The 13680-nt window shown below is 69.8% G+C and carries 12 protein-coding genes; 7 read left to right on the top strand and 5 right to left on the bottom strand.

Annotated elements, in window-relative coordinates; all coding sequences use genetic code 11:
* Positions 1–13: 13 nt before the first annotated feature.
* Both lolA and ML340_RS10060 read right to left on the bottom strand, forming a co-directional pair.
* Positions 14–631: an outer membrane lipoprotein periplasmic chaperone LolA gene (gene lolA / locus ML340_RS10065; RefSeq protein WP_240099250.1), complete on the bottom strand. Its 618-nt coding sequence runs from the start codon at positions 629–631 to the stop codon at positions 14–16.
* 87 nt (positions 632–718) lie between these two features.
* Positions 719–3091 carry a DNA translocase FtsK gene (locus tag ML340_RS10060; RefSeq protein WP_240099248.1) on the bottom strand — a complete coding sequence of 791 codons (2373 nt, stop codon included), beginning with the start codon at positions 3089–3091 and terminating at the stop codon, positions 719–721.
* Between the two features lie 195 nt (positions 3092–3286).
* On the opposite strand from ML340_RS10060, the gene trxB reads away from it, so the two are divergent.
* Entirely contained in the window at positions 3287–4240 is a 954-nt protein-coding gene (trxB, locus tag ML340_RS10055) for a thioredoxin-disulfide reductase (protein ID WP_240099246.1), read from the top strand.
* A 23-nt stretch (positions 4241–4263) separates the two neighbouring features.
* Positions 4264–4860: a PIN domain-containing protein gene (locus tag ML340_RS10050; RefSeq protein ID WP_240099244.1), complete on the top strand. Its 597-nt coding sequence runs from the start codon at positions 4264–4266 to the stop codon at positions 4858–4860.
* 193 nt (positions 4861–5053) lie between these two features.
* On the opposite strand, the gene ML340_RS10045 is transcribed toward ML340_RS10050, so the two are convergent.
* Together ML340_RS10045 and ML340_RS10040 are read right to left on the bottom strand one after the other, a co-directional pair.
* Positions 5054–6112, bottom strand: a complete 1059-nt coding sequence (locus tag ML340_RS10045; RefSeq protein ID WP_240099242.1) for a linear amide C-N hydrolase — start codon at positions 6110–6112, stop codon at positions 5054–5056.
* A gap of 60 nt (positions 6113–6172) precedes the next feature.
* The gene (locus ML340_RS10040; protein WP_240099240.1) at positions 6173–7030 is read right to left on the bottom strand and encodes a hypothetical protein; all 858 of its coding nucleotides are present in this window, start codon (positions 7028–7030) and stop codon (positions 6173–6175) included.
* A 308-nt stretch (positions 7031–7338) separates the two neighbouring features.
* Here ML340_RS10040 and ML340_RS10035 point away from each other — a divergent pair, with 308 nt between their 5' ends.
* From ML340_RS10035 to ML340_RS10015, 5 genes are all read left to right on the top strand, one after another.
* Entirely contained in the window at positions 7339–8238 is a 900-nt protein-coding gene (locus ML340_RS10035; RefSeq protein WP_240099239.1) for a metallophosphoesterase, read from the top strand.
* A 9-nt stretch (positions 8239–8247) separates the two neighbouring features.
* Positions 8248–9381: a GNAT family N-acetyltransferase gene (locus ML340_RS10030; protein WP_240099237.1), complete on the top strand. Its 1134-nt coding sequence runs from the start codon at positions 8248–8250 to the stop codon at positions 9379–9381.
* Entirely contained in the window at positions 9378–10127 is a 750-nt protein-coding gene (aat, locus tag ML340_RS10025; protein WP_240099235.1) for a leucyl/phenylalanyl-tRNA--protein transferase, read from the top strand. Before ML340_RS10030 ends, aat begins: the two co-directional genes overlap by 4 nt.
* A 98-nt stretch (positions 10128–10225) precedes the next feature.
* Entirely contained in the window at positions 10226–10444 is a 219-nt protein-coding gene (gene infA / locus ML340_RS10020) for a translation initiation factor IF-1 (RefSeq protein ID WP_028839405.1), read from the top strand.
* Between the two features lie 119 nt (positions 10445–10563).
* Positions 10564–11280, top strand: coding sequence for an MgtC/SapB family protein (locus ML340_RS10015; RefSeq protein WP_240099233.1), 717 nt, complete (start codon positions 10564–10566; stop codon positions 11278–11280).
* A 56-nt stretch (positions 11281–11336) separates the two neighbouring features.
* Here the strand turns inward: ML340_RS10015 and clpA are convergent, their stop codons facing one another.
* Positions 11337–13619 (bottom strand): ATP-dependent Clp protease ATP-binding subunit ClpA, encoded by a 2283-nt coding sequence (clpA, locus tag ML340_RS10010; protein WP_240099231.1) that lies wholly within the window; start codon positions 13617–13619, stop codon positions 11337–11339.
* Between the last annotated feature and the right edge of the window lie 61 nt (positions 13620–13680).

The raw sequence follows: 13680 nt of genomic DNA, 5'->3' as shown, positions 1-13680 counted from the left end.
TGCCCGACCCGGCTCACGGCCCGATCACGTCCACGTCCTTGCCCGGCGTGAACACGAAGGTGTCGCGCGCGAAGGACGGATTGCGCTTCCAGCCGGAGAACGCGATCGCGGTGCGCTGCCCGAGTGCATCGACGTACTCCATCCGCACCAGCGCATCGCCGGCGAAGCCCAGGCGCGCGGACTTGAACGCCGCCTCGGCATCGCGCGGCACGATCTGCAGCCAGTCCAGGCCATCGCGGCTGCCGGCTTCGGTGACCTCGAAGTCGCGGGCCAGGCGCGCCGGATCGAGCAGCACCGCCAGCGGACTGGAGGCCTCTTCCGGCCCCTGCGGGCGGCGGCTGGCCTGCTTGAGATCCGGGTCGTAGACCCAGACGGTCTGGCCGTCGGCGATGATCAGCTGCGGGTACGGGGCGTCGTACTGCCAGCGGAACAGCCGCGGCGCGGACACCGCCACCCGCCCCTGGCTGGCCTCCTTCTGACGCCCGCGGGCGTCGTACACCTGCTGGCTGAAACGGCCGTCCAGTCCCTTCAGGCCGCGGGTGAAGGCATCCAGCTGGGTGCGGGCACCGGCGGCGGCGCTGCCGGCGGCCAGCAGCAGGACGAGGGCGGACAGCAGGCGGAAGGGGCGCATGGTCGGTTCCGGAAGGAGCACCGCATCAGTCTGGCGCATCCGCGCTGAATGCGGCATCTCCCGCGCATGCCCTGCCCCGCCTCGGGCTCACGGCCGCGGCGGCGGGGGCGGCGCGAGCACCGTGCGGTCGCCGTTGTGCTCGGGCGGGCTGACGATCCCGGCCGCCTCCATCGCCTCGATCAGGCGCGCGGCGCGGTTGTAGCCGATCTTCAGCCGCCGCTGCACGCCCGAGATCGAGGCGCGCCGGGTCTCGGTGACGATCTGCACCGCCTGGTCGTACAGCGGGTCGGCCTCGGGGTCGTCGCTGGCGGCGGCCTCGGGCAGGCCGTTGGCGCCCACGCTGCTGCCGTCGTACAGGGTCTGCGCTTCCTCGAGCACGCCGTCGAGGTAGTCCGGCCCGCCGCTCTGCTTGAGGAACTCCACCACCCGGTGCACTTCCTCGTCGGAGACGAACGCGCCGTGAACGCGTTCGGGCATCGCGGTGCCGGGCGGCAGGTAGAGCATGTCGCCATGGCCGAGCAGGGTCTCCGCGCCGCTCTGGTCGAGGATGGTGCGCGAGTCGATCTTGCTGCTGACCTGGAACGCGATGCGGGTCGGGATGTTGGCCTTGATCAGGCCGGTGATCACGTCCACCGACGGCCGCTGGGTGGCCAGGATCAGGTGGATGCCGGCGGCGCGCGCCTTCTGCGCCAGGCGCGCGATGAGTTCCTCGACCTTCTTGCCGACGATCATCATCATGTCGGCGAATTCGTCGATGAAGACCACGATGAACGGCAGCAGCTCCAGCGTGCGCGGGGCCTCGCCGGCCTCCGCGTTCGGCTTGAACAGCGGGTCCACCAGCGGTTGCCCGGCATCCGCGGCGTCGCGCACCTTCTTGTTGAAGCCGGCCAGGTTGCGCACGCCGACCGCGCTCATCAGCTTGTAGCGGCGCTCCATCTCGGCCACGCACCAGCGCAGGCCGTTGGCGGCCTCCTTCATGTCGGTGACCACCGGCGCCAGCAGGTGCGGGATGCCCTGGTAGACCGACAGCTCCAGCATCTTCGGGTCGATCATCAGCATCCGCACGTCCTTGGCGGAGGCCTTGTACAGCAGCGAGAGCACCATCGCGTTGACCGCGACCGACTTGCCGGAGCCGGTGGTGCCGGCCACCAGCAGGTGCGGCATGCGCGCCAGGTCCGCGACGATGGGCTTGCCGGCGATGTCCTTGCCCAGCGCCAGCGTCAGTGGGCTGCCGGCCTTGTCGTATTCCTTCGAGCGCAGCAGCTCGCTGAGGTAGATCATCTCGCGCTGGGTGTTCGGGGTTTCCAGCCCGATCACCGACTTGCCCGGGATCACGTCCACCACCCGCACCGACTTGACCGACAGGCCGCGCGCGATGTCCTTGTCCAGCGAGGAAATCTGGCTGACCTTGACCCCCGGCGCCGGCTCGATCTCGAAGCGGGTGATCACCGGCCCGGGATAGGCGCCGACCACCTGGGCATCGATCCGGAAGTCCTTGAGCTTGAACTCGATCTGGCGCGAGAGCGTCTCCAGCGTCTGCGCGTCGTAGCCCTTCGGCTGCGGCTTGGGGTCGTCCAGCAGCGCCAGCGGCGGCAACCCGGAGCCGTCGCCGGCGTTGAACAGCGGGATCTGCTGCTCGCGCCGGGCGCGCTCGCTCTTCTCCACCGTCGGCGCCGCCGGCGGCTCGATCCGCACCTTCTCGCGACGCAGGCGCACCTCGCTGTCGGCCTTGCGCGCGACCTCGCGCTCCTCGCGCAGGGCGCGCGCCTCGCCCCACTCCGCCGCCTGCTGCACGCCCTTGCGTGCGCCGCGGTCGAGCAGGCCCGGTAACGCCAACACGAACGCGCCGATGCGGTCCATCACCCACAGCCACGACAGCCCGGTGGCGAGGGTGACCGAGATCAGCAGCAGGCTGACCAGGAACAGGTTGGCGCCGAGCAGGCCGAACAGCGACTGCAGGGAATTGCCCACCAGCCGCCCGAGCACGCCGCCGCTGCCGGCCCAGAGGTCGTTGGAGCCGGCGACCTTGAGCTTGAGCAGGCCGGCGCTGGCGATCAGAAAGCCGACGATCCCGACCAGGCGCAGGGCCGGGGCGAGGTCGGCCTCGCCATCGCCGTCGGCATCCCGCCCGAACAGCGCGATCCAGGCGATCGCGGCCAGCACGAACGGCAGCAGGAAGGCGACGTAGCCGGTCAGGCCGAGCAGCACGTCCGCGACCCACGCCCCGACCCGGCCGCCGGCATTGTGGATCGGCGCCGTGATGCTCCCGGTATGCGACCACCCCGGGTCCGCCGGCGAATAGGTCACCAGCGCGGCCAGCAGGAACAGCAGCAGCGGCGCGATCGCGATCAGCGCCAGATCGCGCCACAGCCGCTGCCGCCGCGGGGAGGCCGGCGGCTTGCCGGCGCGCGCGCTGGGCTTGCGGTTGCCGCGGAGGGAGTCCGATGCCGTTCCGGCCACCTTGTGATCGCGCCTCAGGAAGTTCCCCTAGGTGCTTGAATATACGCCACTCGCAGCAGGCTTGGCCATCCGCATGCCGGCACCGGGGCGTGTCCCCGGCCGCCTTGCCATGCCGTGGGCGCGCCCCCAAGCTAGGGGCTTGCCGGCAGGCCGCGCGCCTGCCCTTCCCTTCCCCTGGTTCCCCACGAGACCCCGATGGCCTCCACCCGACACGCCCGCCTGCTCATCCTCGGTTCCGGTCCCGCCGGCTGGACCGCCGCCGTGTACGCCGCGCGCGCCAACCTCAAGCCGGTGCTGGTCACCGGCCTGCAGCACGGCGGCCAGCTGATGACCACCACCGAGGTCGACAACTGGCCGGGCGATGCCCACGGCCTGATGGGCCCGGACCTGATGGCGCGCATGCAGGCGCATGCCGAGCGCTTCGCCACCGAAGTGGTGTTCGACCACATCCACACCGCCGACCTGTCCAAGCGCCCGTTCCGGTTGCTGGGCGACGCCGGCGAGTACACCTGCGATGCGCTGATCATCGCCACCGGCGCCACCGCCAAATACCTGGGGCTGCCTTCGGAGGAGGCCTACAAGGGCCGCGGCGTGTCCGCCTGCGCCACCTGCGACGGCTTCTTCTACAAGGACCAGGACGTGGCGGTGGTCGGCGGCGGCAACACCGCCGTGGAGGAGGCGCTGTACCTGTCCAACATCGCGCGCAAGGTGTACCTGGTGCACCGCCGCGACACCCTGCGCGCCGAGAAGATCATGCAGGACAAGCTGTTCGCCAAGGTTGCCAGCGGCAAGATCGAGCCGGTCTGGCACCACGTGGTGGACGAGGTGCTCGGCAACGACGCCGGGGTCACCGGGTTGCGGGTCAAGTCCGTGCAGGACGGCAGCACCCGGGAGATCTCGCTGCACGGGGTGTTCATCGCCATCGGCCACCATCCGAACACCGCGCTGTTCGACGGCCAGCTGGAGATGAAGAACGGTTACCTGAAGATCCGCACCGGGCTGGACGGCATGGCCACCATGACCAGCATCCCCGGCGTGTTCGCCGCCGGCGACGTGGCCGACCAGGTCTACCGCCAGGCGATCACCTCCGCCGGCTTCGGCTGCATGGCCGCGCTGGACGCCGAGCGCTGGCTGGAAGAAGGGCACTGACCCGGCCTGCGCTGGATGCAGCCATGAAGACCAACTACGTGCTGATCGACTACGAGAACGTCCAGCCGAAGAACCTGGCCTCGCTCGCCGAAGATCATTTCCGGGTCAAGGTCTTCGTCGGCGCCAACCAGACCAAGGTGCCGATCGAACTGGCCGAGGCGATGCAGGCCCTGGGCGAGCGGGCCGAGTACATCCGCATTTCCGGCGCAGGTTCGAATGCCCTCGACTTCCACATCGCTTACTACATCGGGCGCCTGGCCACGAGCGAACCCAAGGCATTTTTCCACATCATCTCGCGCGATACCGGCTTTGATCCCCTGATCGCTCACCTCAAGTCGAAGGGCATCCTGGCCAACCGCTCGGCGACGCTCGATGGCATCCCCATCCTCAAGGGACTCGCCGAGGCTTCGAAGGACGACCAGGTCGATGCGGTCGTCATGAAACTCAAGGGCATGCCGAAAAGCCGCCCGCAGCGCGAGCGCACGCTGCGGGCCATGATTTCAGCGTGGTTCGGCAAGAAGCTCGATGAGCCCGCGCTGGACCGGATCGTAGGAGAACTCGTCCGGCGCAAGTTCATCGTCCTCGATGGCGTCAAGGTCACGTACTCCCTGCCGGCCTGACGCGATTGGCCCGGCACGGCCGTTCATCGGCCACTTGGCGATCCGGGCGGACGCCGCGTCGGCGACATCCGCCCGCGCGCCGCGGCGATGCAAGGCAGCCGGTGCCGCAGCGGCAGCCGTGCGGGCTGGTCGAAGCCGCGATTGCCGGTCGAACGCGATCGGCAAACCGCGGCTCCGCTCCGCCGCGGGACGCTCAGATGCCCAGGAAGTGGAAGGGCTTGGTCGGCTTGAAGGCCGCGCTGGTCTCGCCGCTGTAGGTGTTGCGCTGGTTCGGCCCCAAGTCGAGCTTCATGACCTTGCCCGTGCGCGGCGAGAAGTCGAGCTTCTTCAGGTCGATCCAGAAGGTGTTGGGCGTCAATGCAGAGTCGAAGAAATACAGCATGCGCTTCTGGTCGGCGACCGTGCGCCAGCGGGTCGAGGAAATGTTCGGCTGGTTGGGCGTCGTGATCCCGTAGGGAACCGAGACATTGCGGATGACGCTCAGGACGCTCGCCAGCGCCACTACCGGATCCTCGCTCTTGGGGATCGCGTTGACGTAGAACGAGGCGCGCGCGAAGCGATCCGCCGAACGGTTGGTGCCGGGCAGGAAGACCGTGCCGGAGATCTCCCTCCAGTACGCATCCAGCGCGAGTTGCTGGTCGAAGGTCGGGGAGTTGGTCATCACCTGGTACTGGCGGCCATGGTGGATGACCTGCTTGCCATCGATGTATTCGATGATGGCGCTGTCGCCGCTGGCATCCGACATCGACAGGTGCAGGGTGGCCAGCCGGTTCTGGCCGGGGACGTTGTCCGTGACCACGATGAAGGGCTCTTTCTCCAGGGCCGCCACGGCCTCGGCGACCGTGGCGAAGTTGTCCAGCACGTATTGCGCCCACAGCGACAGCGACAGCGCGGGCTTGTCGGAGCGGGGCTTGGGATACTGCGACTCGACCAGCCACAGTAGCTGCGCGGTCATGCCCTTCTCGTTCATGCCGTCGGTGGTCGAGATGTCATAGCCCGACGCGATGACGCTGCCGTACTTGGAGGTCCACTGGATCGAATTCGCGCCGGCCTCGCCGCTGCGGCGCATGCCCCTCGGGAACACCCACAGGTTGGTGCCGATGTCCTCCTTCCAGTCCATCGAGCGCGCGGTGATGACGTCGCCGTCCGCGCCGTGGTAGACCAGACGGGTGCAGGCCAGCGAGGGGGTGGATAGCGCGCATGCCGCGGTCAGTGCGGCAGCCGACAGGATGTTGCGCAGTTGCAGTCCCATGGCATCTCCCTGTTGTGACGGATGTGCGGACATCTTCTTGCAGGCCCGGGCTGGCCGCGCTCAGAAGCGCCAGGTCAGGCCCAGGACGGGGCCGGTCTGGCGCGTGTCGTAGACATGCCCGTGGTGGTCGTAGTCGGCGTCGAGCAGCTTATAGCCGATCGATCCCGAGAGGCGTTCGCTGAAGACATGGTTGTAGGTCATAAGCACCGACCACGTGCGGTGCGACCCGGCGCCGAAACCGCCGACATCCAGCTGCGCCAGCAGCGAGGAGGTCGCGGACAAGGGCACGAAGGCGCGCGCGCCGAGCACCGGATCGACCCAGTCGAAGCGCTCGCCATGGCGGGCCGAGCGCGCGCCGAGCCCGGGAACGGCCACCGTGACCTTCACGTCGTTGCGGATCCGCCAGTAGCGCACGCCGCCCAGGACATCGAACGTGAAGCCATGGTCCTCCAGCACGCGGTAGCCGCCTTGCACGGTGGTGGTGAACAGGGTGGTGTCGACCTCGGCATCGACCGTGGCGCCGGGCGGGATCGGGCCGAGGCCCGGGATCTGCAGCGCCGGCAGCGGGCCCGTCGCTTCGCTGCCGGTGGTATCGACGTACATCAGGTCCGCCGAAAAGACGACGCGGCCACGGCGCGCCCACAGGTTGGCGAAGCCGCCGAAATTCAGATCCTTCAGGTTCTGCGAGAACGATTTGTCGACCTGCAGCGTCGGCGCGCTGCGGAACGGCGAGATGTTCCCCGCAAGGCCGGAGGCCCACAGGTAGGGAGTGACCTGCACGGTCCAATCCCGGGAGGCGCCCGGATCCTGCACTTCGTTTGCTTGCGGACGATCCTCGGCATTGGCCGCATGCGCGGCCTGGATGCCGCCCAGCGACGAGAAAGCCAGCCAGACCACCAAGAGAGCATGTGCCTTCATGCGATCCCCCTCAGGTTCCGATCATGCCCGGATAGGCTTGCCCTCTCCCCATTACACGCTGGTCGGCGGCGCGGCGGCCAGGATCCGACGATGGCGCGTGGCAATCCCCTTGGCAGAGGGTGGCTAGGCTCGTGCCGGCGCCCGGAATCTCCCGCAACATCCGATGCCCGCATGACAACGCGCCCCGCACCCCGATGCGGACTATACAAAGCAATTTGAACCGATGCATGGCCATCTTGTTCAATTCTCGTGAAGTCCGCACGGGATGATGTGGAGGTGATGGACGCCATCGACGCCCGGCACTCGGCATGCACGCCCCCCTGATCCCGCAGGCACTGCGGCTGGCCGGCTGGCTGCTGTGGCCGCTGCTGGCCCTGGCGCTGTGGCACCTGTGGCGGCGCCGTGGCCGCTCGGGCCTGGGATGGCTGCTGCTCGGCGCGCTGCTGGTGCTGGCCTGGGCATGGTTCGTGGAACCGCAGCGGATCGTGCTGCGCCAGACCACCCTGCACGGGACCGGGCTGCGGGCCGATGTGGCGCTGGTCAGCGATCTGCATCTCGGCGCTTACAAGGACACCGCTTTCCTGCGCCGGCTGGTCGCGCGGCTGGATGCGCTGCCAGTGGATGCGGTGCTGGTCGCCGGCGATCTGACCTACGCGCCGTCCGACCGCGACCAGGCCGGCCTGCAGGCGCTGCTGGCACCGCTCGGCGGGATCCGGCATCCGGTCTATGCGGTGCTCGGCAACCACGACCAGCAGCATCCAGGGCCGGACATCGACCGGCCCCTGCGTGCGGCGCTGGCGGCGCTCGGCGTGCAGGTCATCGAGGGCCGGCGCGTGCCGATGCGCGGCGGCTGGATGCTGGCCGGGCTCGGCGACCGCTGGGCGGGCAAGGACGATCCGCGCTTTTTGCCCGTGCCCGCGCCGCTGCCGACCCTGGTGCTGGCGCACAATCCCGACAGCGCGAGCCGGCTGTCGCCCGCGCAGGCGCGCCTGCTGCTGGCCGGCCATACCCACGGCGGCCAGCTGCGCATCCCGTGGCTGTACCGGCGCGTCCTCCCCAGCGCCTATGGCTTCGACCGCGGCGAGCAGTGGCTGACGACCCCGCGCGGCCGGGTGCGGGTGTTCACCACCACCGGCACCGGCGAGACCGGGCTGCCGCTGCGGCTGTTCGATCCGCCCGCGATCGACCTGCTGCACCTGCGCCCGTAGACTGCCGCGATGCCCACGCTGCGCCTGCTGACGTCGCTGGATGCGGTGCCCGCTGCGGCCTGGGACGGGCTGCACGACGGGCGCAACCCGTTCCTCGCGCATGCCTTCCTGCACGGGCTGGAGGCCACCGGCTGCCTGCGACCGGAGTGGGGCTGGACGCCCTGCCACGCCACCCTCTGGGACGGCGCGGCGCTATGCGCGGCCATGCCCGGCTACCTCAAGGGCAACGGCCACGGCGAATTCGTGTTCGACCATGCCTGGGCCGAGGCCTATGCCCGCCATGGCCTGCCCTACTACCCGAAATGGCTGTGCGCGGTGCCCTACACCCCGGTGACCGGTCCGCGCCTGCTGGCGCGCGATCCGGCCATGGCCCGGCAGTTGCTCATGGCGGTGACCGACTGGGTGCGCGCGCAGGGACTGTCCTCGGCCCATGTCAATTTCCATGCGGACACCGACGAGGCCGCGTTCGGCGACGACTGGCTGCTGCGCGAGGACATCCAGTTCCACTGGCGCAATCCCGGCCATTGGCACCGCTTCGAGGACTTCCTCGCCGCGCTCGACCACAAGCACCGCAAGAACATCCGCCAGGAGCGCCGCAAGGTGGCCGAGGCGGGCATCAGCTTCCGCATCGTGCACGGCGATCAGGCCGGCGAGGACGACCTGGCGGCGATGCACGGCTTCTACCTGCGCACCTTCGCCGACTACGGCAATGCCCCGGCGCTGACGCTGGCATTCCTGCGCCACCTCGCGCGCGCGATGCCGCGCCGGCTGGTGCTGGTGCTGGCCGAGCGCGCAGGCCGCACGATCGCCGGCGCGCTGTGCCTGCGCGGCGGCGACACCCTGTACGGCCGCTACTGGGGCGCGAACGAGCCGCACCCCGGACTGCACTTCGAGACCTGCTACTACCAGGGCATCGACTACTGCTTGCGCGAGGGGCTGGCGCGCTTCGAGCCCGGCGCGCAGGGCCGGCACAAGCTGGCCCGCGGCTTCCTGCCGGTGGTGGTGCGCAGCCGCCACTGGATCGCCGAGCCGCGCTTCGCCGCGGCCTTGCGCGACTGGTGTGCGCGCGAGACCGCCGACGTGCGCCGGCATCGGCAGGCCTTGCTCGCGCACAGCCCGTTCCGCGCGGAGGACGCCGCGTGAGGCTGCCGGTGCCGTGGCTGGGGCCCGATCCCGAGGCGCCGTTCCCGCCGCCGGAGCGGGCGCTGGCCGAGCCGGACGGCCTGCTCGCGGCCGGCGGCGACCTCTCGCCCGCGCGCTTCCTCAACGCCTACCGCAGCGGCATCTTCCCGTGGTTCTCGGAGGACGAGCCGATCCTGTGGTGGAGCCCGTCGCGGCGCGCGGTGTTCCGCACCGACGGCGTGCACCTGTCCACCCGCCTGCGCCGGCGCCTGCGCCACAGCGGCTGGCAGGTGCGTGCCGACACCGCGTTCGCGGAGGTCGTCGCCGGCTGCGCGGCCCCGCGCGCCGGCCAGTCCGGCGGCACCTGGATCACCGCCGGGATGCAGGCGGCCTACCGCGAGCTGCACCGGCTGGGGCATGCCCACAGCATCGAGGTGTTCGATGCCGACGGGCGGCTGGTCGGCGGTCTGTTCGGGATCGCGGTCGGTCACGTGTTCTGCGGCGACAGCATGTATTCGGCGGCATCCGGCGCGTCCACGCTGGCGCTGGCCGCGCTGTGCCGGTGCCTGCACGGCTGGGGCTGGCCGCTGCTCGACGCCCAGGTGCCCAATGCGCATACCCGCCGTCTGGGGGTGGAGACCTGGCCGCGCGCCGACTACCTCGCCGCGCTGGCGCGGCTGCGCGATGCGCCGGGGCGGACCGGGCCGTGGACGCAGGCCTTCGGCACGCTGCCGGCGGCGGAGGTGATCGCTTCGACACCCGGCTGAGTGCGCGGCCTTAACGGCTTTTTTGCAAGCCGTGCCCGCGCGTGGCAGAATGCGCGCCTTCCGGGCCCGGCCCGGACACCCTCCGCATCCTTGAGCCCATGGCGAAAGACGACGTCATCGAATTCGAAGGCACCATCTCCGAAACCCTGCCGAACACCATGTTCCGGGTCAAGCTCGAGAACGGCCACGAAATCATCGCCCACATCTCCGGGCGGATGCGCAAGAACTACATCCGCATCCTGACCGGCGACCGGGTCAAGGTGGAGATGACCCCGTACGACCTGACCAAGGGGCGCATCACGTATCGCCATCGTTGATGGCCGGCCACTGCCGGAGCTTTGCCCGGCGAGCCTGAACAAAGCGGCCGCGAGGTCGCTTTTTTGCTGTCCGCTGCGCTAGGGTGCAGCGCCCCGCCCAGCCCGCCCGGAGCCGTCCCATGCGCGCCTTCGACACCTTCCAGTCCGCCGCGTTCGCCGACACCCTGGCGAGCCTGGCGGCCGCGTTCGTGCTCGGCACCCTGATCGGCGCGGAGCGGCAGTACCGCCAGCGCACCGCCGGGCTGCGTACCAACGTCCTGGTCGCGGTCGGCGCCGCCGCCTTCGTGGATCTCGGCATGCGCATCGCCGGCCCGGTCGAGGCGGTGCGGGTGATCGCCTACGTGGTGTCCGGGATCGGCTTCCTCGGCGCCGGCGTGATCATGAAGGAAGGCATGAACGTGCGCGGGCTCAACACCGCGGCCACGCTCTGGTGCTCGGCCGCGGTCGGCTGCTGCACCGGCGCCGACATGCTGGCCGAGGGCACGCTGCTGACCCTGTTCGTGATCGCCGGCAACACCCTGCTGCGGCCGCTGGTGAATGCGATCAACCGCATCCCGCTGGACGAGCAGTCGCTGGAAGCCACCTACGAGGTGCGCCTGACCACCGATCAGGAGGCGCTGCCGACCGTGCGCGAGCAATTGCAGGAGGCGCTGGAGGCCGCGCACTACCCGGCCGGCGACGTGATCGCGCACGAACGGGCCGAGGATCAGGTGGAACTGGTCGCGACCCTGGTCAGCACCGCGGTCGATCCGCGCGAGATGGATGCCCTGGTCCAGCGCCTGGCGCACCTGCCCGGGGTCGAACATGCGACCTGGGAGACCAGCACCCAGGGCTGAGCGCCAGGTCTGGGCCTGGGCGCAGCGGACGCCGCGCGCCCATGCGCGGCGGCGGCTTACTCCACCACCGCCGGCAGCAGCGCCTCCGGCTCGGCCTGCACGTCCAGCGCCAGTTCGCCGGCGACCACGTCCAGCCCGACCCGGCCGCCGTTCACCAGCCGCCCGAACAGCAGCTCGTCGGCCAGCGGGCGCTTGATCTTGTCCTGGATCAGGCGCGCCATCGGGCGCGCGCCCATCAGCGGGTCGAAGCCGTGCTGCGCCAGCCACTCGCGCGCGGCCGGGGTGGCGGCCAGGGCGACCTGCTTCTCGTGCAACTGCATCTCCAGCTCGATCAGGAACTTGTCCACCACCCGCAGGATATGGTCCATGCCCAGCGGCTGGAACTGCACGATCGCGTCCAGGCGGTTGCGGAACTCCGGGCTGAAGCTGCGCCGGATCACCTCCATCGCGTCCGTGCTGTGGTCCTGGCGGGTGAAGCCGATGCTGCGGCGCGCGGCCTGCGCGGCGCCGGCGTTGGTGGTCATCACCAGGATCACGTTGCGGAAATTGGCCTCGCGCCCGTTGGTGTCGGTCAGCACCCCGCGGTCCATGACCTGCAGCAGGATGTTGAAGATGTCCGGGTGCGCCTTCTCGATCTCGTCGAGCAGCAGCACGCAGTGCGGGGTCTTGACGATCTTCTCGGTCAGCAGCCCGCCCTGGTCGAAGCCGACGTAGCCGGGCGGCGCGCCGATCAGGCGGCTGACCGAGTGCGGCTCCATGTACTCGCTCATGTCAAAGCGTACCAGCTCGATCCCGAGCTGCATCGCCAGCTGGCGGGTGACCTCGGTCTTGCCGACCCCGGTCGGACCGGCGAACAGGAAGCTGCCGATCGGCTTGTCCGGGTTGCCAAGCCCGGAGCGCGAGAGCTTGATCGCGGCGGACAGGGTCGCGATCGCCTCGTCCTGGCCGAAGATGACCATGCGCAGGTTGCGCTCCAGGTGCTGCAGCACGTCCTTGTCGGAAGCGCTGACCTGCTTGGCCGGGATGCGCGCCATCTTGGCCACGATGGTCTCGATCTCCTCCACGTCGATCAGGCTCTTGCGGGTCTCCGGCGGCAGCAGGCGCTGGCGCGCGCCGGCCTCGTCGATCACGTCGATCGCCTTGTCCGGCAGCAGGCGGTCGCCGATGTGCCGGACCGAGAGGTCCACCGCGGCCTTGATCGCCTCGTCCGCGTAGCTGACGCCGTGGTGGGCCTCGTACTTGGGCTTGAGCCCCTGCAGGATCGCGATCGCCTCGCCCACGGTCGGCTCGGTGATGTCGATCTTCTGGAAGCGCCGCGCCAGCGCGCGGTCCTTCTCGAAGATGCCGCGGTACTCCTGGAAGGTGGTGGAGCCGATGCAGCGCAGCTCGCCGTTGGCCAGCATCGGCTTGATCAGGTTCGAGGCGTCCATGGTCCCGCCGCTGGCGGAGCCGGCGCCGATGATGGTGTGGATCTCGTCGATGAACAGGATCGCGTGCGGGATCTTCTTGAGCGCCGCGAGCACGCCCTTCAGGCGCTTCTCGAAGTCGCCGCGGTACTTGGTGCCGGCCACCAGCGCGCCGAGGTCGAGCGAGTAGATCACCGCGTCGGCCAGTACCTCCGGCACCTCGCCGTCCACGATCCGCTTGGCCAGACCCTCGGCCAACGCGGTCTTGCCGACCCCGGCCTCGCCCACGTACAGCGGGTTGTTCTTGCGCCGGCGGCACAGAACCTGGATGGTGCGCTCGATCTCCTCCGCGCGCCCGACCAGCGGGTCGATCTTGCCCGCCATCGCCTGCGCGTTGAGGTTGCTGGCGAATTCCGCCAGCGGATCGCCCTTGCCCTCGGCATCCGCGCCGGACTCGGCTTTGCCCTCGCCCTCGGCCGCCGGGCCGGACGGCGCCTCGCCGTGGCGGCTGATCCCGTGCGAAATGTAGTTGACCACGTCGAGCCGGTGCACGTCCTGCTGGTTGAGGAAATACACGGCATGTGAGTCCTTCTCGCCGAAGATGGCCACCAGCACGTTGGCGCCGGTCACCTCCTTCTTGCCGGAGGACTGCACGTGGTAGACCGCGCGCTGCAGCACGCGCTGGAACCCGAGGGTGGGCTGGGTATCGCGGCCGTCGTCCTCGGGCAGCACGTTGACCGAGGTGCGGATCGCCTCCTCCAGCTCGCGCCGCAGGCGCGGCAGGTCGGCGCCGACCGCCTGCAGCACGGCCTCGGCCGAGGGGTTGTCGAGCAGCGCCAGCAGCAGGTGCTCGACGGTCATGAACTCGTGGCGCGCCTCGCGCGCGCGCTTGTAGCACTGGCCGATGCTGTGCTCGAGGTCCTTGCTGAACATGGCGGAGCCTCCCGGTCGTCTGATCCCTTATGTAGGGCGCTTACGGCCGGCGGGCAAGTGC

Origin of the sequence: Thermomonas flagellata, assembly GCF_022419185.1 — a bacterium.
Lineage (GTDB): Bacteria > Pseudomonadota > Gammaproteobacteria > Xanthomonadales > Xanthomonadaceae > Thermomonas > Thermomonas flagellata.
The sequence above is the reverse complement of the archived record's forward strand: the minus strand, read 5'-3'. Positions and strand labels throughout refer to the sequence as shown.